General features: G+C 43.7%; 32 protein-coding genes and 1 tRNA gene. All 33 read right to left on the minus strand.

Annotated elements, in window-relative coordinates; genetic code table 11:
* Positions 1-324: 324 nt before the first annotated feature.
* Positions 325-894, minus strand: a complete 570-nt coding sequence (locus tag DW251_RS00680; protein ID WP_021871134.1) for a hypothetical protein — start codon at positions 892-894, stop codon at positions 325-327.
* Entirely contained in the window at positions 891-1,115 is a 225-nt protein-coding gene (locus DW251_RS00685) for a hypothetical protein (RefSeq protein ID WP_021871133.1), read from the minus strand. The genes DW251_RS00680 and DW251_RS00685 overlap by 4 nt, the downstream gene beginning before the upstream one ends.
* Positions 1,115-1,381, minus strand: coding sequence for a hypothetical protein (locus DW251_RS00690; RefSeq protein WP_021871132.1), 267 nt, complete (start codon positions 1,379-1,381; stop codon positions 1,115-1,117). Before DW251_RS00690 ends, DW251_RS00685 begins: the two co-directional genes overlap by 1 nt.
* Entirely contained in the window at positions 1,357-1,686 is a 330-nt protein-coding gene (locus tag DW251_RS00695; protein ID WP_021871131.1) for an Ig-like domain repeat protein, read from the minus strand. Before DW251_RS00695 ends, DW251_RS00690 begins: the two co-directional genes overlap by 25 nt.
* Before the next feature lie 12 nt (positions 1,687-1,698).
* On the minus strand, positions 1,699-2,613 hold the full coding sequence (locus DW251_RS00700; protein WP_021871130.1) for an Ig-like domain-containing protein: 915 nt from the start codon (positions 2,611-2,613) through the stop codon (positions 1,699-1,701).
* The gene (locus tag DW251_RS17835; protein WP_021871129.1) at positions 2,613-2,765 is read right to left on the minus strand and encodes a hypothetical protein; all 153 of its coding nucleotides are present in this window, start codon (positions 2,763-2,765) and stop codon (positions 2,613-2,615) included. Before DW251_RS17835 ends, DW251_RS00700 begins: the two co-directional genes overlap by 1 nt.
* Positions 2,758-4,857 (minus strand): tail fiber domain-containing protein, encoded by a 2,100-nt coding sequence (locus DW251_RS00705; RefSeq protein WP_118299933.1) that lies wholly within the window; start codon positions 4,855-4,857, stop codon positions 2,758-2,760. Before DW251_RS00705 ends, DW251_RS17835 begins: the two co-directional genes overlap by 8 nt.
* Positions 4,858-4,868: 11 nt before the next feature.
* On the minus strand, positions 4,869-5,279 hold the full coding sequence (locus DW251_RS00710; RefSeq protein WP_021871127.1) for a DUF6711 family protein: 411 nt from the start codon (positions 5,277-5,279) through the stop codon (positions 4,869-4,871).
* Positions 5,280-5,291: 12 nt separating this feature from the next.
* The gene (locus DW251_RS00715; RefSeq protein ID WP_021871126.1) at positions 5,292-8,348 is read right to left on the minus strand and encodes a hypothetical protein; all 3,057 of its coding nucleotides are present in this window, start codon (positions 8,346-8,348) and stop codon (positions 5,292-5,294) included.
* Positions 8,349-8,395: 47 nt separating this feature from the next.
* Complete coding sequence (locus tag DW251_RS00720; protein ID WP_021871125.1) at positions 8,396-8,962, minus strand: Gp15 family bacteriophage protein; 567 nt, start codon at positions 8,960-8,962, stop codon at positions 8,396-8,398.
* Entirely contained in the window at positions 8,959-9,405 is a 447-nt protein-coding gene (locus DW251_RS00725; RefSeq protein ID WP_118299934.1) for a hypothetical protein, read from the minus strand. Before DW251_RS00725 ends, DW251_RS00720 begins: the two co-directional genes overlap by 4 nt.
* Before the next feature lie 11 nt (positions 9,406-9,416).
* Positions 9,417-9,935: a hypothetical protein gene (locus tag DW251_RS00730; RefSeq protein WP_021871123.1), complete on the minus strand. Its 519-nt coding sequence runs from the start codon at positions 9,933-9,935 to the stop codon at positions 9,417-9,419.
* The gene (locus tag DW251_RS00735; protein ID WP_021871122.1) at positions 9,936-10,391 is read right to left on the minus strand and encodes a hypothetical protein; all 456 of its coding nucleotides are present in this window, start codon (positions 10,389-10,391) and stop codon (positions 9,936-9,938) included. It lies immediately after the preceding gene.
* Positions 10,388-10,813 carry a minor capsid protein gene (locus tag DW251_RS00740; RefSeq protein ID WP_021871121.1) on the minus strand — a complete coding sequence of 142 codons (426 nt, stop codon included), beginning with the start codon at positions 10,811-10,813 and terminating at the stop codon, positions 10,388-10,390. Before DW251_RS00740 ends, DW251_RS00735 begins: the two co-directional genes overlap by 4 nt.
* Before the next feature lie 11 nt (positions 10,814-10,824).
* Entirely contained in the window at positions 10,825-11,205 is a 381-nt protein-coding gene (locus DW251_RS00745; protein WP_021871120.1) for a DUF6751 family protein, read from the minus strand.
* The gene (locus DW251_RS00750) at positions 11,205-11,576 is read right to left on the minus strand and encodes a hypothetical protein (protein WP_021871119.1); all 372 of its coding nucleotides are present in this window, start codon (positions 11,574-11,576) and stop codon (positions 11,205-11,207) included. The genes DW251_RS00745 and DW251_RS00750 overlap by 1 nt, the downstream gene beginning before the upstream one ends.
* 21 nt (positions 11,577-11,597) lie before the next feature.
* A complete protein-coding gene (locus tag DW251_RS00755; protein ID WP_118299936.1) occupies positions 11,598-12,791 on the minus strand; it encodes a phage major capsid protein in 1,194 nt (397 codons plus the stop codon).
* A 15-nt stretch (positions 12,792-12,806) separates the two neighbouring features.
* Entirely contained in the window at positions 12,807-13,340 is a 534-nt protein-coding gene (locus tag DW251_RS00760; RefSeq protein WP_118299937.1) for a phage scaffolding protein, read from the minus strand.
* Between the two features lie 108 nt (positions 13,341-13,448).
* Complete coding sequence (locus tag DW251_RS18045) at positions 13,449-13,610, minus strand: hypothetical protein (RefSeq protein WP_207663344.1); 162 nt, start codon at positions 13,608-13,610, stop codon at positions 13,449-13,451.
* Between the two features lie 14 nt (positions 13,611-13,624).
* Positions 13,625-13,948, minus strand: coding sequence for a DUF4406 domain-containing protein (locus tag DW251_RS00765; protein ID WP_021871116.1), 324 nt, complete (start codon positions 13,946-13,948; stop codon positions 13,625-13,627).
* 47 nt (positions 13,949-13,995) lie between these two features.
* Entirely contained in the window at positions 13,996-14,166 is a 171-nt protein-coding gene (locus DW251_RS17840) for a hypothetical protein (RefSeq protein ID WP_021871115.1), read from the minus strand.
* Between the two features lie 35 nt (positions 14,167-14,201).
* The gene (locus DW251_RS00770) at positions 14,202-14,381 is read right to left on the minus strand and encodes a hypothetical protein (RefSeq protein WP_118299938.1); all 180 of its coding nucleotides are present in this window, start codon (positions 14,379-14,381) and stop codon (positions 14,202-14,204) included.
* Complete coding sequence (locus DW251_RS00775) at positions 14,371-15,072, minus strand: phage minor capsid protein (protein ID WP_279217492.1); 702 nt, start codon at positions 15,070-15,072, stop codon at positions 14,371-14,373. Before DW251_RS00775 ends, DW251_RS00770 begins: the two co-directional genes overlap by 11 nt.
* Position 15,073: 1 nt before the next feature.
* The gene (locus DW251_RS18455) at positions 15,074-15,160 is read right to left on the minus strand and encodes a phage minor capsid protein (RefSeq protein WP_279217493.1); all 87 of its coding nucleotides are present in this window, start codon (positions 15,158-15,160) and stop codon (positions 15,074-15,076) included.
* A gap of 52 nt (positions 15,161-15,212) precedes the next feature.
* Positions 15,213-15,860 (minus strand): AP2 domain-containing protein, encoded by a 648-nt coding sequence (locus DW251_RS00780; RefSeq protein ID WP_118299939.1) that lies wholly within the window; start codon positions 15,858-15,860, stop codon positions 15,213-15,215.
* Entirely contained in the window at positions 15,853-16,065 is a 213-nt protein-coding gene (locus DW251_RS00785; protein WP_118299940.1) for a hypothetical protein, read from the minus strand. Before DW251_RS00785 ends, DW251_RS00780 begins: the two co-directional genes overlap by 8 nt.
* A 369-nt stretch (positions 16,066-16,434) precedes the next feature.
* The gene (locus DW251_RS00795; protein ID WP_118299942.1) at positions 16,435-17,208 is read right to left on the minus strand and encodes a phage minor capsid protein; all 774 of its coding nucleotides are present in this window, start codon (positions 17,206-17,208) and stop codon (positions 16,435-16,437) included.
* A 5-nt stretch (positions 17,209-17,213) separates the two neighbouring features.
* The gene (locus DW251_RS00800) at positions 17,214-18,593 is read right to left on the minus strand and encodes a phage portal protein (protein ID WP_118299943.1); all 1,380 of its coding nucleotides are present in this window, start codon (positions 18,591-18,593) and stop codon (positions 17,214-17,216) included.
* 11 nt (positions 18,594-18,604) lie between these two features.
* A complete protein-coding gene (locus tag DW251_RS00805; protein WP_118299944.1) occupies positions 18,605-19,861 on the minus strand; it encodes a terminase family protein in 1,257 nt (418 codons plus the stop codon).
* Position 19,862: 1 nt separating this feature from the next.
* Positions 19,863-20,582, minus strand: a complete 720-nt coding sequence (gene terS, locus DW251_RS00810; RefSeq protein ID WP_118299945.1) for a phage terminase small subunit — start codon at positions 20,580-20,582, stop codon at positions 19,863-19,865.
* A 70-nt stretch (positions 20,583-20,652) separates the two neighbouring features.
* Positions 20,653-20,937: a hypothetical protein gene (locus tag DW251_RS00815; RefSeq protein WP_118299946.1), complete on the minus strand. Its 285-nt coding sequence runs from the start codon at positions 20,935-20,937 to the stop codon at positions 20,653-20,655.
* 193 nt (positions 20,938-21,130) lie between these two features.
* Positions 21,131-21,199 (minus strand) — tRNA-Lys (locus DW251_RS00820).
* Positions 21,200-21,310: 111 nt separating this feature from the next.
* Complete coding sequence (locus DW251_RS00825; protein ID WP_118299947.1) at positions 21,311-21,520, minus strand: hypothetical protein; 210 nt, start codon at positions 21,518-21,520, stop codon at positions 21,311-21,313.

The raw sequence follows: 21,520 nt of genomic DNA on the forward strand, positions 1-21,520 counted from the left end.
GTTTCTATGAAATTGGCTTAGTTTTATAGTAATTTAGAAACTCTTGGAACAAACAAACTCAACACAGATAATCATATTTCCAAAGTAGTCTTGAATGCTAATAATAATGGAGTAACGTTTACGATTGATGGCGTTCCTTATACTTCACCGATAATGGTTGCGGGAAAGAGCATTACTAGAATGGAAATTGATACAACATTATCTAAATTAACCCTTGTTTTCTTTTATGATGGACAAATCATAAAACGGTATGTATCCTTGTCAGCATCTTAATTTATCAGTTGCAAAGACTTGTATTCCAATAGCAAACAATCTTTTTGTAGATTAAGCCGTACCAAAAATTATCATAGTTACCCATTTTTTTCCGGAAAATGTAGAACCAGCTGTTGCAATTTTTAAATTATTTCCGTCTTTTACTGCTGTAAAATTGTAAACACCGCTATCTTCAACTTTTGTTTGACATATACCGCTAGCATATGTAGGAATGCTTCCAAAAATAGATTGAAGTGTCTTAGTTGCTACTCCATTTGTAAAGGTAAACTCTTCGATAATTAAAACAATTGTTGTAGTTTTAACTTTTATTTTAAAATATCCCGAATCTAAATTACTATTTTGTTTAGCAATCGCAGTCACCACATCCGCTGCACTGTCTGGCAATTTCGATACATCACCGATCTTCTGATTTACAGAATACAACGCTGCCATACTGGCAATCTTATCCGGATCATTAACGATCTGGCTTACTACTGCTGCTGCAATGGCTTCAATGGCATCACTGTTTCCTTTTATTCCTTCCTCCATATGTGTCAGTCTTTCCGCTGATAATGGCGTACTGGTATCAGGCTTATTTTTCCAAAGCTGTTTTACATAAGCCGTAAAGCTGCTTAATTTCATGTTTCTATTCCTCCTTCAGTTGGATAAATATCTTTTGATGGATACAGGTCTGTATCTGGATGCAGGGTAAACAGATCCTCTCCAGGATAAAGCGTGGTTGCCGGATATAAGGTTGTCTGTGGATACAGGGTATAAATTTCAACCTCGATCTTTATCTTCCCGCCTGCAGTCACCGGGTTTGGCGTGATCGATACTGATTGGATATAAATACTGTCTGCCATTATTCAGCCACCACCTCTATACATTCCATCAAAATCTCTTCTGCTACTTTATAGGTGAAATAAAGGCGATAGGTCACACGTTTTTGCGGAGCTATCATGGCACGGATCACATCCCCATTGATCTCACATTCACCCTGGGCTTCGGTTTCATAGTTGCCTTTAAGTTCCCAGGTGGCATCCCGGATCGTGAAGGGAGCCTGATCTCTTGCGTGTATCCGAAGTCCAATGCTTTTATTTTCACCTACATAGAAATGGACCCGTTGCATCTTTTTCCTCCTTCCACTAACAGTTCCGTATAAATCTGCGGTGCTACAAGTTCAGCCTCCCATTCCGTTTCAAGAAGCTGTCCATAGTAAGGAACCGGCTCCACATGAGCACACAGCAATGCTGTATTGACTACAAACAACATCTTTGCTATATATGCCTGATTACCAGCCTCATCCTCTGCCAGGATCTCCACCACATATTCCCCGTCCGTATCAAAGGGGACCGGTACATTCCACCAGTCCCCTTCTGATCGGTTCAGCTCGACTTCACAGCCGTCTACACGGCCAAAAACACGTTTGACCATTATAGCCTCCTATTAGTCGGTAACCTCCACGCTGATCACATAGGTCTTGCCACAGTCTACTGGGTTTGGATTGATCGTTACAGACTTGATCACAGGCGCTGTTGTATCTACTGTTACGGTTCTGGTAACGGTTGTAGTCTTACCTGCAGAGTCTTTCGCAACAACTGTAATGGTATTTGTACCAGTAACCAGTGTCAGTGCCTTACTAAAGGTACCATCAGATCCGACTGTTACTGTTTCCGCAGTACCACTGTTCAGCTTGACTGTTACTGTAACAGGGCTGGAAGTTGCGTCATTGGTAGTACCGGTAACAGTAACCGCAGTCTTGTTGGTAACCAGTTTATCTGCCGGAGCTGTGATAGAAAGTGTAGGTGGTACAGTATCGATCTTGAATGTAACGGTCTTCTGTGTAGCCGCATTTCCATCAAAGTCAGATGCATCGATCTTAATTGTATGGCTGCCATCTGCCAGAGCTGTAGTTGGAGTATAAGTACACTCATATCCACCTGTAACAGCTGTTTTAGTAATGCTGTCACCTGTAACCTTGCTGCCACTGTCAATGGTAATACCAATAGTTGCAGGATTAACACCAGAATCCGCATCTGTTACTTTCCACTTAATAGTTGGCTTATTGTTGGTGATATAAGATCCTGCTGTTGGACTGGTAATGGTAATAGCCGGTGCAACTTTCTCTTTTACTTTTAATTTCAGACTGACTCCCAAGGTCGTATCTGAATCCGTCTTTGTCGTTGTATTTCCAGCCACATCCGTTGCCTTGACCGTTACCGGATAATAATGCCCGTCATTGATGGTATAACTGGACTTAGATGGAGCTGTGATCGTAGCTTCATATTTTCCTGTGCTGGAATTTAATGTTAATGTAGTTGTTACGCCATTAATGATGGCCTGTACTGTTTTTACTGCCATTATTTTATCTCCTTCTTTTTATCTGTTTTTTCTAACCCACGTACAACAACCGCTGCATTACTGAGCAGCGCCGCCTGATCCGGGCCGGTTACAATAAGATGATCAAAAATATAGAGCAACGTTGCCCGCTGCTCCTCTGATAAGTTATACATGTGCTTCCTTTCTGATCAGGCTTTTCAGCCTGTCAATTTCCTCCTGCTGGCTCTGCATAGCAGCTACCAGCAGGGGAATGTAATTGGTATACGGGATGGTAAAATATCTTCCACTATGTCCATACAGAGGAAGGTTTAACCCCTGTTTTCTGCATATCCTGCGGACATCCTGAGCAATAAAACCTATACCTTCATGGTCTGTCCGTTTCATATTGTAGGATACCGGCTGGAGCTGTTTGATGATCTGAAGTGCTGTTCCTGTATCTACTTTATGGATATTTTCCTTTAATCTTCGGTCTGAGTACTCATCTATTGTCCCAATGATCGTATTGGCTCTGAGCTTGTCACACCCAATGGTATTGGCGCCTATATCCGCCATGGACGCATAACAATCTACAGAAAAAGTATCCCTGCATGTAAATCTGGATGCAAGTACGGTTTCACCATAAATGGTAGCACCTGTAGCAGTGGTACCGATCTCTATATTTTTTGCAAGGACTTTACCATTCTGATCTACCGTAAATTGACCATCACCAACATTGATACTTCCCTTGAACAGACCTTCCACTACGGTCAGTTTCCCGTCTGCAGTCAAGGAAGAATAGGTGGACGTCCAGCTAAAGCGATTGCCTTTAATATCAATGCCGCCACTTTCAATGGATAATTGAGCCGATACTTCTCCCTTTTTAACCATCAGTTTTATGTTCTCTGCCGTCATCGTGATCTGAGAAGATAATTCTCCTTCTGCAGCAGACGCTCGTTTTACTTCTGCGGCAATCTGTTCTGCAGTGATCGTCAGTTTTGCCTCTGTACGTTTTTCTAGGTCCACCAGGTTTGCTGATACTTCATCTACATTTTTCTTTAAATATGCAGCCTTGCCTTTTAAGCGGATAATGTCCGCGTTGGTCCCCTGCTCTTCCTTTCGTATTTCTTCACCTGTTGCGCTATAGGTATCCTGTAAGGCATGGATCCCTTTCATCGTCCTCTTAATGATGTAAGAAACAATTGTCCCTTCTTCCGACTTGATCAAGCCGGCATCTCCCAGTTCTAAATATGGCAAGCCTTTTAGCAGATTACATTCGTAAGGAACATAAGGTCGGCTGCTCACCATTCCATAAATCCCCGCTGCGATCTGCTGTAATTCATCTGCGCCCTTGCCGTATAGCAGGAAGTTACCTTCTACTACCAGACAATTACCGGTTCCATAGATCGCACCAATATCCTCTTCTTCCTGGCGGATTTGTACCGCTTCAACGGCTTTTACCGTGTAATCTTCAAAAACACAGGATTTATACAGATTTTGTGAAATTGTTTCATCATAGACCTGCTCATTCATTTCACCTGGAACAAGAGGATATAATTCATCTGACGGATACAGATTTTCAGCTGGTGCCAAAATATAATTCGGTTGCAATGCAATATGCTGTAAAATTCCTTCCCGGTCAAAATGGCCAAACACACCATTCATCTGTTCACATGCAATCAAAGTATCCCGACCAGACAATTCTTCTACACTCATTGTCTTTTCAATCAAAATACTGTCATTTGGAAGATAAGATGGAACCTTTTCCGTCACACCAACGTACTGACATAAACTGGATCTGAATTCTTTCAATGTCATTGGAAACAAAAGATTGTTATACCACTGTGCCACATTTACATCAAATAGAGACATCTGGTCCAGACCCACAATATCCAGGTATTTTCTATCTGTTTCTTTTTCTGCGGATTTAATGATATATACTCCTAAAGGCATCCGATATCCATTAGGATATATATCATCACCTGGAAACAGGCCTGCTTCTGGCCATATTCCCTCCAGGATCTGATAAACTTTCATTCTGGCTTCTTTTACAACTTCCGTAACATTAAGAAGTGTAATTTTTAACTGTGATGCCTCGCAGCTTCCAAATTCCAGATTTTCATTACTGGACAATGCCTCATCCAGTTCCATTGTTTCCGCTTTTATGTTACTGCTTGAAAGATGCAGGTAAGGTTCTTCTTCTCCTTTGTGATAAAAGTCCAGGATCAGCTGTTTATCTGTACTGTCTGCCCGATACAGTTCTTTTAATCGTTCATCCACATTTAACATAAGCTGCCTCCCTAATATTCTGTCAACTGAATATCAAATGGCTCATAGACCATATCCAGTTTTCTTTCATTCACATGAGAGATCGTATATTCAATATCTGCGATATAAAATACTCCTGACTTATAATCCATTTCCTCATCGTTCCAATACGTGACAGATACCTTTCTTTCCCGCTCTCCTCCTGACACGATCCCCGCATCTATGATCGCTTTAACGACTATCTTTTCACCCAGATACAGTTTCCGGATCGGTACTGTCAGGCTCGTCTTATAATTCGGCGATGTCTGACGGTGGAGCAATGCCGTTGCATCACGGGATGCATCCAGTTCCAGTCTCTGATTGGGTGTACTTTTATATTTCTCCAGATACTTATTCGGAAGGACGGTATTTCCAAACTTTATAAGCCATCCTTTAAAAGCCATAGTCCTTTCTCCTTACATAAGCAGCGGATTTTTTCCCGTCTGCTTTCTTGCCAACCGGTTACGTTTTACCACATTTTCATACACTACCTTTCCATCCAGATTGATCATCAGCTGAATATCTCCACCCAGTCCAGCACCTGCCTCTTTCAAAGCTTCCAGCAATGCCTGCTTGATCGTAGACAATGGAGAGACAACTTCTGCTTCCCGGTTGTTGTCTCCAAGGATCGCCGCAAATTCTCCGGCCTGTCTTGGAACAACGGTTCCTGTAGCCAGTCTAGGAAGTTTCATCGATGAGACATTAAATCCAAAATGCTGACCACCGGCAAGGGGCACCCAGTCCGGTACATCAAAACTGATACCATTTAAACCTTCCACAATATGATTGATCGCAACTTCTACTGTGGAAATGATCCCGTTAAAAACACTCTTAAATATATCTTTTATACCATTTAAGGCCTTTTCCATATCTCCGGTAAATACGCCCTGTATAAACTCCAGGATGCCGTTTAAAGCGTCTGTTACACCTTGGGCTGCAGTGCTTACTACTGCAAGAAGCGCAGTAAAAAATCCTCCAACATTTTCAATGGCTGCACCAATAAGCGGGGCAAAACTCTGAACGATCCAGTTTAAAAGCGACTGCAGTACCTGGTTCCATAAGACGGTTAGGGTATCTGCAACGTTTCCGAATAATTCTACAAAACTTTTAATAAATGGCTGCAAATATTGGCTTTTGACTTCTGTAAATTTATCTGCCACTTTCTGAAGTGCCGGCAATATGTATGTTTCAAATGCTTCCAGAGCGCTTTTGTGGATTTCTGTAAGTCCCTCTGTAAATGCGTCAAACATAGGTGCTACATGCTCATCATATGTCTGGTTTATCTGATCAAACGCATCTGTAAACAGATCTTTAAGATCTCCCATTATCTGAGCAGCAACTCCCAGAAGCCCGTCAAATGCCTGTTTAAAACCGGCCGTATTATTTGTAAGAGGCGTCAGCAGGGCGTTTAAAAGATCCCACCCAAGCTTGGCAAACACTTCTGTCAAACCCATGAAGGAGTTGGAAAAAAAGCCGATCAGATTTGCAGTAAATGTCTGCCCGTTTTCATCTGCAAAGACACTGAATACTTCTGCGAAAGCTGCGGAAAAATTTGCCACAATATCTGCTATGTCCCCGGTTATATCAAACATGTCTATGATATATTGCTTGATCCGTTCTCGGACTTCTTCCAGATACTTTGCAGTGCCACCGACCAGGTTTGCTGCCAGCGTAATACCAACTGACGCAACAGAACCTGCAATCACGCCTAAATCATAGACCATTTTATTTCCCCAGGTACTTGCTGCAGCCTGGACTCGCGGATCTGAAAAAATATCAGCCAGGCTTTCCTTAATACTCTGAAGCCCTTTCTGGATCGTAGCGAACCGGGAAGTAGTATCTCCTAATCCTACCTTAAATCCTTTGGCAAACAGATTAGACAGATCACTCCATTTCTTTTTTAATGCATCCAGGGCTTTTGACAGTGAGCTGGATACTGCCACCGTTTCAAACATCTGGGACGGATCTGTTCCGGAACCGCCGCCTCCGCCACCTGCATTATTTTGACTTAAGACATTTAATTTATCAAAAGCTGCCAGACTATTCTTTGCATCTTTTGCTGCGCTTCCTGTCTTTTTAAGACTTTTTGCATAATCTTCCTGGGTCTTCTTAGCCTTCACAAAGGTGGATTTCCCAGTTAATGCCGCTACCAGTTGCCCGATCCAGGCCAGTGCCTGGGCTATCGCATCAATCAATGCAGTGATTGCCGGTACCGCAACACTTAAAATGGGAGCAAAACCGGCTGCCAGGCTGTTCTTTAAATACAATAAAGAAGAGGACAGACCGGATAATGTCTGGTTTGCGCTTCCGGAATATCTTGCAAGGTTTTGAAAGCCTTCCTTTGTCGCGCTCATCACTGCCATTACCGCCTGCATGACAAACCGCATCATCATCATGCGACTGATCCGGCCTAAGAGCTGCATCCCTTTCCCTGAGTTTTTCGCCGCTTTACCAGCGCCATTTACAGAGTCCCTTAATTTATCCGCAGATGCTTTTGCCTTTTTCTGTCCGGCATCTGCATTTAAAAGAGATTTTTTATATTCATTCTCTGCCTGGATCACCTGCTGCAGTTGAACATAGGTCTGATCATAATCTGCATCTCCAAGTGATATTCCCTGCTGCTCCATTCCCAGTAGTTTACTTCTGAGTGCTTCCTTCTGTCCTTCAAAAGAGTCTGCGTCAAACTGAACCGGGATTTTAACAGGAGTGGTAAGGTTCTTTTTATAAGTGTTCAATTCGGACTGTGCCTGGTTTAAAGCTTTATAGGTACTGTCATACAAGGCATCACCAAAGCTTTTTCCCTGGCTTTCCAGGTCTTTGAGTTCTTTCTTTAAACGATCAATCTTCCCCTGCAGGGAGTCCGCCGGAAAAATAACTGCGTCTGGCGTTGGATTAGTCAGTTCCTGCTTATAATCTTTTAAAGCCTGCTTGACTTTTTCCAACTTCAGATAAGCCTCATCATATTTTTCGTCACCAAAGTACATCCCCTGGCTTTCCAGGTCTTTGAGTTCTTGCTTCAATTCGCTGATCTTCTGTGCAAATTCATTGGTTGCCTTTTCCGCTTCCTCTTCTCCGGATACATACTTATCAATAAATTCTATTGCCGCAGGATCATAACCATATGCTGAAGGATCGTCTACCTTTACCCGTCTGGCAGGTGTCGGCTCCTGTTCCTGGTATTCCCCACGATCTACTTTGATGGCATCCATCTGTTCCTGCAGGCTTTTGGTCTGTCTTTCTGCCTGTTTAGCTGACTCTGTTACCTGATCAATTCCCTCAGCTGCCTTGGAAGACTGGGCTGCTGCTGTTTCTGCCGCCTGGCCCACATTGTTAAATGCACTGGAAATATTGTCAGAAAGCCTGTCAACTGCTTTAGTGAGTCTGTCAAAAGCTTTTTCCAGTGTTCCGGTTCCTTTTTCCAGTCCAGAGGTATCAATTTTTGTATCAAATTTCAGACTGCCATCAGCCGCCATATCCTCACCTCTTTTCCAGGCATAAAAATAAGACGCTGTCACGCGCCTCAGCCTAATAACTTATTCCAATAGTCAATTTCTTCCTGTTCTTCTTTCGTATACCGTTTCTTAAGGTCACAGATTTTTTTATTGTTTCTGCGAAACTCTCTTTCCCATTTTTCCAGGTGCTTACCTTTTGCCATTTTCTGCCGGATCCCCAGTACGGTGGAAAAGATACCTTCCCGGATTTCCATGAAATATCCCACAAAGGTCCACCAGTGAACATGTGGAACAGATCGTACTTCACATCCGGCCACCTGGTTAATAGCCGGAAACAGGATCGGCTCATCCTGCTCCCAGTCCATCACCTTGACCGGCATTATATCCTCTTCATCTTCCTGGCCGCAGTCCAGGAACCAGAGCGCCTTTTTAGCTGACTCTTCATAAAGTTCACTTGGCATATCCGGCCAGTCTTCATACAGGATCTTACACATGACTATGTAAGCTTCTTCTACTGTAAGCTCCGGATCATTAAATGCCTGCATGATCACCAGGATATCTCTGTAGTCCGTTCGGATCTTCCATTCCTTTTCACCTACCATAAGAATGACAGGAAGCTGGCCTAACCGGATCATTTTGTGTAGCCGACTGTGTACTTCTGGATCCGCTTATTGCTTGCCTCTACTCCGGCTTTCATGTTTTTCTTGATGATCGGCATCAGACCGTTCATAACGGACTCAAACAGGAGCTTTCCGCCTTTTACTGGTGAAAATGGAGACTGGTCATTAAACAGTATGTCATAAACGTCTGCGTTAAAAATAGCATTAAAACAGTCTTTTACGCCCTGCTCTGCTTTCTTCCACTCAATGCTCGCATTTTCATCTGTTGGATCTACGGTACCGTCCTCCAAAAGCTTGACGTTGCCCTGAAGCTCATCTTTCACATGCCCCAGCTTCTCCATTTCATCCATGCAGCGCTGCCACATATTCAGATCAGAAGGATTAATCCGGATCACACGGTCCGGATCATCATTTATCATGTACTCCTTATAACCTTCATCAAATTTAAGGCTTTCCATATATAGTCTCCTTATTCACTGTCAGGTGTAAACGTCTTTGTTTCTAAGGCAAAAGTTCCCTTTACTCTGTTGCCTGTATGATGTACATTAAACGGGATCTGATAACCGGTGGTATCTCCGCCATAGCTTGACACTTCAATAATCACATCTTCGCGATATGCCACATAAGAGCCTGCTGCTCCAGATGCCGACTCCCAAAGGTGTACTTCAACAACGGTAGTTTTTAAGTCATCTAGGGTCTGACGTTCATCAATGATCCCCTGAAGCCGTTCAAACATAGGATCACCCACAACCGCATAAAACGGATCTGCTGTAGCCTGTGGCTGGTAGCTGTCCAATGTAACGGATGTTTCACCCAGAATATTGTTCTTGGTATCCACATTGGCATTCATTTCTACGTTGTATTCTTCCAGGTCTTTTCCTAAACGGACATAAGCTGTTTCCTTTGTGCCCGGAAGAGCAGAGTCAATAAAGTTACCCATGAATTTTCTTTTGATTTTCTGTCCTGCAATAGGTGCTTTATCTGCCATTTATTCTTCCTCACTTTCTACTTTGTACTGGGCGTAGATCTGCAGCTGATACATAACACCCTGGTCAACGGTATCTCCCATCAAACCCATGCTCATAGCATTAGCTGTGGTTGCTTTTAAAAACGTGGCCTCTTTCACTTCATCACCCACATTTACTTCTATTCCACTCTCTTCTGGAAGCTGCTCTAGCCAATAGGCCAGTTCCAAAAGGAAATTGCTGTTTGCCAGCCGGTTGTAATCTGTAAAGGACTGTCCCACTGCATACATAACAAAGTTATGCCTACGGATCTGATTACCCAGGATATCTTCTTTCACCAGGCTGTCACCATTGCTGGACAGGCCGTAATTAACCGGATCCGGTTCTGTAAAATCAATGTGAATATCATCACCGGTCAGAAACTCGGATATCTTGGGATATTCCGTTAGTTTCTGACGCATATATTCAATGATCGTCATATCCTGCCTCCTCTGCTAAGCACTGCCTGCGCCGCCTGAAGGATATCATCCTTATGATCTGCTTTCATACGTTCAAACCATTTCTTTCCGCGCATAGGAGCACCAGCATAAGTCAGCTCTTTTCCTGTTGGTACCTTGATCTCATTTTTCTTCGCCCAGGCACTTCCAGTTGTTGGTGACACATAAAGGATGCCTTCATACAGATAATGAGCAAAAGGACCGGGAGTATTGATCTGACCAGAACCGATTGTAGTGGCAGCCACCATCAGGTGTTTCAGCTCGCCGGCCTGACGCCTTGGCATATAATCACTCATATAGCGCATACATTCACTGTCGATTGCTGCTTGCACAGGTCCATTTTCAGCAACTTTATGTCTACGCCGCATTTCTGCCGTAGAAAGCATTTTTATAACTATTTTCATGGTTACACCTCCTACTTACAGGACAGCTCATAATGCTGGACCGCTTCACTACCATACAACCGCCCATCCACAGTTGTAACTGTCACATATCCATGACTTGCTTTCAACGCTGCCAGTGACTTCGACATGACTTCTTGGCTACTGCAGTCTATTTCATCTTCAACAATGCCTTTTACGGCCAGATCTCTGCCCTGGGTAAATGTCAGCGGCTCTGTGATACTTTCCAATGGGATAACCAAAAGTACAGAAGCAGCATCACGCTGGCCTGTTTTTAGAAAAGTAGACTGCCTCACATCTTCCCAATAAACATCTTCAACCGGTATCCGGATGTATCGCATATCCTTGCCGCATTTGTGGTATAAATACAAGGTTACATCTGCATTAGTAAACATCAGCACACCCCCTGATAGCATAAGCCGGTATTTTCCAGCCATTTCTTAACGATCTGGTTTTGCTTCCTTATGGCCGCTTCTGTTAATTCCTGCGAAGATCCATAGGAAGCCGAATAAGTTCCGATCTTTTCAGAAGTCTTTCCGGATGCATTTTTTTCCGTCTTTTCCTGCCGATAGATAACCTCTGCCAGTTCACAGCAGCATAATTTTGCTTCTTCCGGAACATCTTCCATAATCGTCAGCCGTCCGAATGTATACTGATCCATGATCTGGCTTGCCTGTCTGGCATAAAAAGGAAAACCGGAGCTGATGGCCGCTTTCCTTCCAAGAAGATATTTATTTTTATAAAAGTCTTCATCTGCATAAACCATCAGCTGTCCACCTCTCTCCTATCAGGCATTTTTGATCAGTGTTACATCCTTAGTTACTGCAGATGCAACTACAGTTACATTTTCTGTAATCTGACTGTATCCGGTCTTTTTGATCTTTGCCGGATATGTACCAGGTCTTAAGTTAAATACCGCTTTGCCGGATGCATTGGTCTTTAATCTGGATCCGTTTACATCTACAATGGCGTCCTCAATTGCCACCGGACTGGATGCGTTATCCTTTACCGTAAAGGTTACAGTCTGGGTAGTTACCGGTGTTGCTGGTTCCAGATAAGCAAACGGACAGCCTACACGGTCCTCATCCATTCTGGTTGCCGGATTTGGAAGAGCCCAGCCCATACGAAATACAATACGCAGAGCTACCATATCCTGCTGAGCCAGGTTATAAACGATATCCTTAGTGATCGGATCCTGGATAACTCCCTGGTCAAGGATCTTTACAGTAACGTCCTGACGGATTGCATATACCGCCTGCTTAAAATCACCTACGATCAGCTGAGCAATGCTGTTGTCATAAGCACCGTTCTGCGGGAAATACATAGGCGCACCGTCCAGTGCGTAATTAGTGGATCCCTGCATGTCGCTCTTAAAAATCGGTGTTCCGTCCGTTGCCTTGATGCCTCTTAACTTTGCTCTCATACCCATGGCTGCCAGAGCGCCAGTTGCCATGTAACCGTCCTCTTCAACCTTGGAGATTACGCCATTCTCTCCCAGAAGCAGGTTGTAATAGTCCGGAGTAGATCCAGGTGCTACATTGTTGCCTGCCTGACGTGCCAGGGTGATGATATCGTTCTGCCATACTCTCGGGCGGTTCACACCGAAGATGATCGCAGAGTCTACTCTCTGGCCGATTGCTTCGTTTACTCTTGGAGTGATCTCACCGAAAATATCAAACTCCGCATCATCTAATACCGCCTCAGGAATTGGTACGATAACTGCCAGCTCAGCTGCATCCAGATATACATTATCCCATGCCTGGCGGCTGGTCTGTTTCATACCAGTGTCACCATCCACCCAGTACGCAGTTGGGAGGAAATCCAATACACGGATCCTGGTCTGGTCACTGGTCATGTTTGGCAGCTTTCGTGCCATGCTCATAAATACGGACTGCTTCGGTGCGTCCTGAAAAATGGTAGATACTACCTGTTCGCGGATGATTGCCTCCGCATCAGATCTGCTTGTAATATGTACTGGCATAAATCAATTACCTCCTTATTCTCTTCCAAAAATACTTCTTAAGGCTTCATTTGCCCTTGTCTTTGTGTCCTCAGTTCCTTTACCGCCCGATCCAGGAGTATAAGAAACCACTTTGGGTATCTGTATGTCCTGAAACAAATAGGCATTGTCTTTCTTGACTGCCTCCAGAGCAGTTTTAATATCCGCTTCCTGGTTCTTGCTGGCTTTCAGCTTCTCTACATCCAAAAATGGCATGACAGCCTTCAGATCACGGGGCTTATACCCTTCTGCAGTAGTCTTTAAAAGGTCATTAAAGTCACGATCCGCAATCTGCTTCTGGTACTCAGCATCCTTGGCTGCCAGATCTGCGGTCAGCTTGGTGACTTTTCCCTGCAGGTCCTGAACGTTGACACCTTCAAAACTTTTAAGAGTTGTCTGGGCTGTATCTAACTGAGTTTTGTAGTTGTCTCTTTCTGACTTTATGGCTTCAATATCCTTGCCATTCTCAGCCATAATGTTGTCCACCTGTTCCTTTGACAGGCCTATGTCCTCTAAAAATTTTCTCTTCATTTTCTTCCTTTCCCACTACGCTTTTTACGGGGTCGCTTCCCTTGTGTTGGTAGTTTTACGTCATTCCGGACAATTTTTTACATAAAAATAACACGCATCTCTGCGTGCTTACTGCTCGATCTTATTACATTTAGTACACCGTCTTACATAACCGCCATAAGGACCGGAAGCCCGGCTCCAGTGCTTACGATAGTGGTGACAGCATTCCTTCTTCTTGAAAAAACTCTGCCAGATCCATGATATAAGTCCCGTAAGATCACCTTCTTTCATTTGCGACGTCGCAATTATTCTTCATAAATCACGTCTAACCCATAAGCTATTGCGGCATCGTGTTCAATCCGACACCCTCTAGCCTTTTCCCAACCCTTGCAGAAATAAGCTGCATGGCAAAGGGACATATTTTCCAGACTTTTAGCAAGGAAACAAAGAGGTATCTGTACCACTCCACGTTCTTTCATCTTTTCATTGCTATACCATTCATCAGTAAACAGGGTGTTTACAATTTCATAACCTTTAGCTTCCAGTATCTTAATCGCCTGTTCCCTGGTTGCAATAATCTCTTCATCTGTTTTTCCAGCCATGGGCTGACTAAGCATTGCTTTCTTCATCTTCTTATCCTCTCTTTCTTAAAAATGGGCACAAAAATACCATCGGCCTACTGACTGGTGGTATTTTTTAACTTATTTCTGATTTTTTCTTTATAATCCTCAATTCCATTGTACTCATCCCAATTATATGGCGGAAATGGTGTGACAAAAGTCTCTTTCCACTTTGCCCGAAGATTTTTCATTTCATCATCCGTTTTTAAGTACTGAATTAAGTCCATCTGAAACATCCTTCATAATGTTTTAACAAATGGTATCAATAATTATGCCATTTGCATTTCTTACAAATTGTTTCCCAATCGTCTTTTTTCTTAAATCGCTCAGGAAGCTTATCTGCTTTTAAACGCCCATCAACTGCATCTACATTTTCGATACAATCAATATCCTCAATCATTTCATCCACAAGAGGACATTTTACGAATCTATCATCTTCCATGTCTCACTATCTCCAATGCTTTCAAAATGTTGTCAGAATACTCTTCCCGCTTAAATGCAGTACGGATAAATGCATCCGATGTTCTTACGTATGCAGCTCCATCTTCACTGTAATACCGCTCGAACTGCCCCTTCCAGACGGTCTCTGAAAATGATGCCCGGCGGATAAAATCTTTTGCTTCGTCAAAAGTTACTTCATGCTGCCGTTCATCGTTAATGTGTTCGCTGTCAAAGCTGAGTTTTTCAAAATCCACTTTGCTCAGTTCAAGATTAATCTTTCCCCGGAAACCCAATTCCTTTAACTCTGATTTTATTATAGCAATTCTCTTCCGTTTTTCAATAGCTTCCAGTTCTTCCTTGGTCGGATTAGCCTCACCAACCTTCAACCGCTCCCTCTGCTGCCGCAAATCCATAGCCTTCGAAAATTCCGTATAGGTTTTCTCCGTCAGCCGTTTCCGGCATCGCGCAGTTGTCAGATCGTCCTTGTCGGCTCCGCCTTTTTCCAGCAGCTTGATGTCCTGCTTCTGTTTCCGGATCACGCGCTCTAGCTTGCGTTGGTACTGCAGAGCAGCATAGGTGTCGTATTCCTTCCCACGAAACTCTTTCTTTTCGTTCTCCTTCCGGTTCTGCTCCGCAAGCCACTCATCAGTATACTTGCGCTTGGAAACTCCGGGGATAAAGGGCCAAAACACGTCAGTGATAGCAGTTAATTCCGCATAAACCCAACATCGTTCCGTAGCCCGTACTCTCCACGAAATCTGGATAATCATTATCTGCCATAATTATATCACCCCCTTTTATCTAAACAAAAAGAGCCTTTCGGCCCTTCTTGTTAATTCCAGTATTTTTCCTCTGCCACTTGCCTTGCATTCACAGCGTCTTCTTTACTTTCAAAGCTGCCCAAATTAATCCGTTTTCTATTAACGGTTATGTAAGCTCTCCACTTTTTTCGATCCTCACTCCAAATTACGCCCGTTTCTCCCGACTTATTTGTATTCCAACGCCTCCTGTTCCAAAACTGTTTTTTCATAGTCACCCATCTGCAATTCTCCGGTTCATAATTTCCATTTGAGTTTACGCGGTCAATAGATAAGTCATCAGAATATCCATGTGAAAGAGCCCAATTATAAAACGCTGTAAAGTCATTTTTCCACTCAGCACATATCTGAATCCCTCGTCCTCCATAATATTGATAGTTAGAACAACTTTCAATATAACAACGAGCTTTCATCCCTCGCCAAATATTATGTAATCTCTCGCCAGTCATATGATGTGTAGAATGCACCTCACTATTAATCGCTTTTGACAAACAGCCGCAAGATTTTGTAAGTCCCCTTCTTAAAATTCCTCCTATAACCACAGTCTGATTACCACAATCACACTGACAAAGCCATGTTGCCTTTCCCCCACGGCTTCCAGCCCTTTCAATAACAACTAATCGGCCAAAACGCTGCCCTGTCAAATCTATCATCTTACCCATTCAGAGCACCGTCCTTTTTCATTTCAGCTCTTGCAGCTTTCATACCCTGCATATAACCGAACCGAAAGCCATTGCAAATCAAATCATAAAAATCTCTGCTCGCTGCCATGATATCATCAATATTATCTGCGCACATATCGTAATGACTATTGATATGTCCTATAGATTTTCTAACCAGTTTCATTGTGTTCTTCACTCTTGCCATAATAAAACTCCCTTCAAAATTAAGTTCTTGAAAGAAGCTTCACTCTGCATTATAATATTTACAGAAGGAAACTTCTATCGTAGAGATTCGTTTGTGCTTGGTCGTGCGGCGGATCTCTATTCTTTTGTTCTGTTTGTTCGACCAGCTAATTGGTTCATAGCTTCAATTCCTTTGACGATAACGTCTGTTTTAGTCAAATTCAAATTGTCAGCACATCTTGTCAACATTTCCGATTGATCTTCGGTTAATCGAATTTCCAACCGTACTTTTTTGGGGTTATCCGTTGGTCGTCCTGTTCTCGGAGACATTTCATCACCTCACTTTTGCCCGTACAAATATATTAACTTATGTACGGGCAAAAGTCAACAACTATTTGTTCCATTTGAAAACTTTCCCCTGCCAAACCATATGTGAAGGCCGGCTCCCCATATGCCAATCTACTTCGACATATTCAGTTTTCAATTCCTCCATACTTTTTTCCACTATTTTTGATGTCATCTGCGCAACACCTGTCATAACGGCCCTCCTGGCAGCCACCTCAATGCGGTCCGACCTTCCTGATGCATAATCAACCACCCGAACGCCACTGGATGTCATTTCATCGATCACATCACCGATTGCCTGGCTGTATGTCTTAGCGCCAGTAGTGATCTTCATCACGGCTTCATCTAAGCTGCGTTCCAGATACTCAGACATAGGAGTAAATACTTTTTTCCCGTTTCCCATTGGCACATTAAAACCGGTTGTCTTTGTGATATTCTCCATGGGTCTAAGACTATCCGTTGTCTGATCCTTTACTGCCTGCACCACCTGTTTTAGCCAGTCATTATCCTCATACGGGATCGCATCCATGCCTGCAGCTTTGTAGATCTCACTATTTCTCACATAATCAGATCTTGCTGCAGTTTCATAGATCTCATCAATATCGATCCCTGCAGTTTTTACACCTTCCCGCAGGATCTCTTTGATCCGCTTCTTACTCATGCCTATGGCAGTCATACGATTAAGCAGCCAATCTGTCACCGGCGTGATCTGGGAGCATTCCCGGATCCGGTTTACGACCTCTAACATGATATCCATTTCCAATGCTGTCATGGTACGTTCTAATGGCTTCGGCAACTTTTCAAGTTCTTCCGGCGTCAATCAGATCACTCCTCTACGTTTGCTGGTTCAGGAAGGTTCTTCTGGGCCTCTTCCAGTGTCTCCCCATACCACTTGCTTCTGTACTCTGCCAAGCTCATTACACCCATGGCAACATCCGCACGATCCGTCTGACGGTCTGCCTCTGCATCCACTACAATGCTGTCATCCCAGTCAAAGGAAACCTGATAGTCATTCCCCGGCGGTACCAGACCGTACAAGGAAGCCCAGAAATTCATGGCATATACCAAATCTTCCAGAGCAGTCTGTAAAGCAAGCTGTGTATCTGACACAAAGGTATAGGAGCGCTGCTTGCTGGTCTTGATCTCCGTTGCTGTCTTATCCACATTCTGAGGATCCGAAAGCGTTCCATAAGCCAGACAGCAGGCAAACTCTATCAACTTCAACTGATTATTAAATCCATTGAATAATGCTGTATCCCGGATCTCCGGAGAAAATGTGTCTATAAAAGGCTTGTCTGATGCACCGGTGTTATACTCCACGTTACGGTATAACCTGTCCTGGCCGCCTGGGTACTCAAACTTATCCAGGTCATGGTTATACTTAAGCATTGAAGTTGCCACATGCACCGCCAGCTGTGTTCCTTCATACTCCCAGCAGATATTGGAATATCGCCTATCTCCCTCTTTGATCAGTTCCACTGCTCTGGAATATACAGATACTCCTAGCGGACTGCCTGTATCATCCGCGTTTGCAAGAGGTACCTTAAAATACCCGAACAGAAGCCGGTCAGCACCCTCCATCACTGCTTCCGGCATTAATTCTGACCACCTATCCACTGAGTTTATGCTGATCTCGCTTCCAAGGCTGTAGTCATTGGTTGCAACAAAGGCCCTGTTTGTGATTCGGATCTGTTCTCCCTGCAGCGTGTGGACTTCCAGCCTGGTATAGATCTTCTGTCCCTTCCGGAACTGTTCCGTAAATACGCACTGCTGGATCTGTCCGGAATCATCAAAAGCAAGCGGGAAGAAACAGTCTGCCTGTACATACTGGATCGCAAGACCTGTTTTTGTAACATACGGTTTTAAAATCAAACCGCCTTTCGCACATCCGTACTCCATATATCTGCGGATACTTGTCAGCACTTTTTTCTGATACTGATCATTCAGATAGGTGGCGGAAGAACCTCCTGTTATCTCCGACTTCATTTCCAGAGTAACAAGCCTTGCAACCTCAGAGGCAATAGCTGCCGGCAGCTGCGCACTCTTCACTTTCTTTCGATCCACCCATGGCGCATTATCTTCATACATGGCCGTCCATAGCTCTATCCTACGGGCCATTTCAGAAGTCATGCAGACATCAACCTGTGTATCTGAATCCTGATTTAAAACCTGCGTGATCGCAGCCAGCATTTTAGAAAATTTCATTGTTATCACCTCTATTCGTACCGGATAAACCGGCTGATGTCCCGCTCAAATGTGTACTCAAAAGCATCTAGCGTATCAATATCACTGGTGCCGTCATCCAGTCGCACATCTTCCACAAGACATTTCTTCTCGTCCCACAATGCCGTTGTTAGAGCATCTTCCAGGCTCTGGCACTGATCTTTTACATAGAAAAAGCGGTGCTGGCTAAGCATCCGCTGCATAAAACGTATTCTGTCATTGATCGTTGTCTTCAGGGCATTTTCAATCCGGATCCAGCCAAGCCCCGCCTTCCTGACCGCTGTCCTCATACCTGCGATCAGCGTCTGCTCTGCACTATCACAATAGACAACGGTAATAAATCCATACAGGTTGATGATCTTCAAGCAAAAGTCTACAAACAATTCTCCCAACTTATTCGGATCAATACTGCCATTTACGCTCATATGGCGCTCACTGGCAAGTGCCGTAATACTTTGATAAGCCCTGGAGTATGCAGTAGCAACAAATGCATGTCCTGATCCTGAACCACCAAAGTCAACACCAATATTGATCTGTAAAAGGCTTTTAGGCTTCTCATAAATTGCATATGGGTTAATGCCTCCACTGGATGTCGCATCACACATCAACTTATACACAGAACCTTCCGCAGCTACCCACAGGCCACGGATGTACCGGTCATACAAGACCGTTCCTTTATATTCCTTGCAAAGCTCATCTACAAATACCCGGCTTAAAAATGGATTATCAAAGATCTCATACTTCTGGCAGTAAATGTCTGCATCAGAGTCCAGGAACTTTTTAAACCAGTGCTGTGGGGCATCCGGGTTACAGGCTCCGTCAAAGCAGGAATAAGGCTTATCCAGACGGGATTTAAGCATGTTAAAAACATCCTGGTTCCAGTCTACAACCTCATCACCGTAACAATACTTTAATGAAGAGCCTCGGATCTTAGATACCTGGCTGACTTTCTCCGCACCCAGGCAGTAAACATCTTCCCCAAACATAGGACAGATGTTCTGGGAATTGATATCACCTACCAGCTTGGTTCCCCAGATACGCTGTAATGGTTCAATGATGTTTCGCTGGATCGTGCCTTTAGAAACGCCCAGGATCGCCACCAGCCCTTCTTTTTCGGCTCTGGCACGGATTCTCTTAGGGATCACATAATAGTCCATATAGGTCTTTCCGGAACGTGTCGCACCAACCTTAATATTCCATCGGTGGTTTGCATTTCGGAAAAACTCCTGCTGTTTATCAGAAAATGGCATACTACACAACCCCTTTTATCTCGCTAAGAACCTGGTCCAGGCGGCTCAGCTCCTCTTCATTGTCGGTACCCTTAAGTTTGTCCGTCTGGGCCTTGATCTGAGCTATGCGGGCCTTCTGCTCATCACTGGCAAGATCCCAGCGCTTATGCAGCAACTCGTCATACTGCTTAATGAGACTGCGAAGCTCCGACTGTGCCCTGGCCTGAGCCTGTAGGAATTTCCCCTGTTTATCCCAGGCATGCTGTACCTCCCAACGCTCTCCGATCACGTTGCCGTCTTTCTCCTCGATTTTCTCGATTGTTTTATCATCCCGATCACGCACATACATGATCTGCTGTGCCCGGATAATAGCCGCATAAGCAATCTGGATCTGATCCCAGAGGACATCCAGCGGATCCGTCGGCATCTCCTGGATAATAGAAACGGTCTCCTCAGGCAGATATTTGCTGAAGAAACCGAATTTTTCTGCTTTCTTATTTCCCGGAGGTCCACCAGAGCTGTTTTTGTTGCCCGGCTGAGCCCCTTTTCGTTTGGAACGTTCCGTATTTTTTTGGAGCGCTCCATTCAATTTTGAGTCCCATTTGTCCTTTGATTTCCATCCACGAATCGTGCCAGGAGATAAATTTAGTTGACTTGCAATCTCAACTAAATCAATCATTCCCACCGATTCTTTATATATTTCAAATGCCTGTTCGCGGTTCGGATCCCTTGCTCTCGGCACTCGTCATCACCTCCTATTCGTCGGTTTTGGGTATAAGAAAAGGAGCCACGCTGGGTGGCTCCTCATAATGTTATTCATCTACATATGTAGCTCTAACATTTTTCAATTTTGTTTGTCCTGCTACAGGCATATTCACTACATCTAAAACTTCTACGTCTAATCCCGGATAATTCGGATTAAAGCGATTTTGTTTCCATTCGGATACCGTCATATCACCCGGTGCTTTTCTTGTAAAAGGATACTGTGGCATATCCTTTTTATTATCTCGCAAATTTTTACCTACTGAAGATAAAAAATTAACCTGAAACCCTTCTACATCCCAAATCTTCTTTTCTACGTTTTTTACCATTGGCATAAAACCTTTTCTCCTTTGACATTTTTATTTTTCTGTTCACCTTGCTGTCTTAGTTCCATTACAATACCACATTTTGTTAGCACTGTCAATAGGTGAGTGCTAACAAAATTGATATGACAAAAAGACACCCTCTCACAAGGATGTCTTTCATGCTACCTGGAATGTCCGGGTGGAGATCCCTAAACCAGGTAAATCGGAACGGAAGGACTCGAACCTTCGCTTAGGATAAAAGCCATTGCTCTACCTACTGAGCTACGTTCCAAGGGGGAGGCAACAAGCTTTCGCCTGCTGCCTGGTGGGGTTCGACGTAAGCCGCCGGCCGTATGCCTTTGGCTTAATTCATGCTACCATAATATCACGGAAGTACCCCCTTCTAGTTACCCACTTTTTTATTTTTTCTTCTGAAGCGTTCTTCTCTCTTTCCTTGAATTACTCCATATGTATAAGCTACTGAAAGCATAAAAGGTGAGCATTCACATTTATATCTATCCATTAACCCCTTGAAAAAATCTCCCATATCCGTTCCTGGATATCCAACTGTAGGCTGATATCCATTTATCCTTAATTCTTCCTGAACATTCAC

This window comes from Clostridium sp. AM22-11AC, assembly GCF_003473545.1.
GTDB lineage: Bacteria > Bacillota > Clostridia > Lachnospirales > Lachnospiraceae > Enterocloster.

Coding starts and splice junctions, on each gene's coding strand:
- DW251_RS00695 (WP_021871131.1), bottom strand. CDS start 1,686: ATGGTCAAACGTGTTTTTGGCCGTGTAGACGGCTGTGAAGTCGAGCTG.
- DW251_RS00815 (WP_118299946.1), bottom strand. CDS start 20,937: ATGCCAATGGTAAAAAACGTAGAAAAGAAGATTTGGGATGTAGAAGGG.
- DW251_RS00745 (WP_021871120.1), bottom strand. CDS start 11,205: ATGTTTACTAATGCAGATGTAACCTTGTATTTATACCACAAATGCGGC.
- DW251_RS00690 (WP_021871132.1), bottom strand. CDS start 1,381: ATGCAACGGGTCCATTTCTATGTAGGTGAAAATAAAAGCATTGGACTT.
- DW251_RS00710 (WP_021871127.1), bottom strand. CDS start 5,279: ATGGCTTTTAAAGGATGGCTTATAAAGTTTGGAAATACCGTCCTTCCG.
- DW251_RS00735 (WP_021871122.1), bottom strand. CDS start 10,391: ATGACGATCATTGAATATATGCGTCAGAAACTAACGGAATATCCCAAG.
- DW251_RS18455 (WP_279217493.1), bottom strand. CDS start 15,160: ATGGCAGATAATGATTATCCAGATTTCGTGGAGAGTACGGGCTACGGA.
- DW251_RS00800 (WP_118299943.1), bottom strand. CDS start 18,593: ATGAAATTTTCTAAAATGCTGGCTGCGATCACGCAGGTTTTAAATCAG.
- DW251_RS00765 (WP_021871116.1), bottom strand. CDS start 13,948: ATGAAGAAAGCAATGCTTAGTCAGCCCATGGCTGGAAAAACAGATGAA.
- DW251_RS18045 (WP_207663344.1), bottom strand. CDS start 13,610: ATGAAAGAAGGTGATCTTACGGGACTTATATCATGGATCTGGCAGAGT.
- DW251_RS00780 (WP_118299939.1), bottom strand. CDS start 15,860: ATGGGTAAGATGATAGATTTGACAGGGCAGCGTTTTGGCCGATTAGTT.
- DW251_RS00680 (WP_021871134.1), bottom strand. CDS start 894: ATGAAATTAAGCAGCTTTACGGCTTATGTAAAACAGCTTTGGAAAAAT.
- DW251_RS00715 (WP_021871126.1), bottom strand. CDS start 8,348: ATGGCGGCTGATGGCAGTCTGAAATTTGATACAAAAATTGATACCTCT.
- DW251_RS00770 (WP_118299938.1), bottom strand. CDS start 14,381: ATGGAAGATGATAGATTCGTAAAATGTCCTCTTGTGGATGAAATGATT.
- DW251_RS00685 (WP_021871133.1), bottom strand. CDS start 1,115: ATGGCAGACAGTATTTATATCCAATCAGTATCGATCACGCCAAACCCG.
- DW251_RS17840 (WP_021871115.1), bottom strand. CDS start 14,166: ATGGACTTAATTCAGTACTTAAAAACGGATGATGAAATGAAAAATCTT.
- DW251_RS00755 (WP_118299936.1), bottom strand. CDS start 12,791: ATGCCAGTACATATTACAAGCAGATCTGATGCGGAGGCAATCATCCGC.
- DW251_RS00705 (WP_118299933.1), bottom strand. CDS start 4,857: ATGTTAAATGTGGATGAACGATTAAAAGAACTGTATCGGGCAGACAGT.
- DW251_RS00740 (WP_021871121.1), bottom strand. CDS start 10,813: ATGAAAATAGTTATAAAAATGCTTTCTACGGCAGAAATGCGGCGTAGA.
- DW251_RS00805 (WP_118299944.1), bottom strand. CDS start 19,861: ATGCCATTTTCTGATAAACAGCAGGAGTTTTTCCGAAATGCAAACCAC.
- DW251_RS00720 (WP_021871125.1), bottom strand. CDS start 8,962: ATGATCCGGTTAGGCCAGCTTCCTGTCATTCTTATGGTAGGTGAAAAG.
- DW251_RS00730 (WP_021871123.1), bottom strand. CDS start 9,935: ATGGCAGATAAAGCACCTATTGCAGGACAGAAAATCAAAAGAAAATTC.
- DW251_RS00760 (WP_118299937.1), bottom strand. CDS start 13,340: ATGAAGAGAAAATTTTTAGAGGACATAGGCCTGTCAAAGGAACAGGTG.
- DW251_RS00785 (WP_118299940.1), bottom strand. CDS start 16,065: ATGGCAAGAGTGAAGAACACAATGAAACTGGTTAGAAAATCTATAGGA.
- DW251_RS00750 (WP_021871119.1), bottom strand. CDS start 11,576: ATGGTTTATGCAGATGAAGACTTTTATAAAAATAAATATCTTCTTGGA.
- DW251_RS00700 (WP_021871130.1), bottom strand. CDS start 2,613: ATGGCAGTAAAAACAGTACAGGCCATCATTAATGGCGTAACAACTACA.
- DW251_RS17835 (WP_021871129.1), bottom strand. CDS start 2,765: ATGTATAACTTATCAGAGGAGCAGCGGGCAACGTTGCTCTATATTTTT.
- DW251_RS00725 (WP_118299934.1), bottom strand. CDS start 9,405: ATGGAAAGCCTTAAATTTGATGAAGGTTATAAGGAGTACATGATAAAT.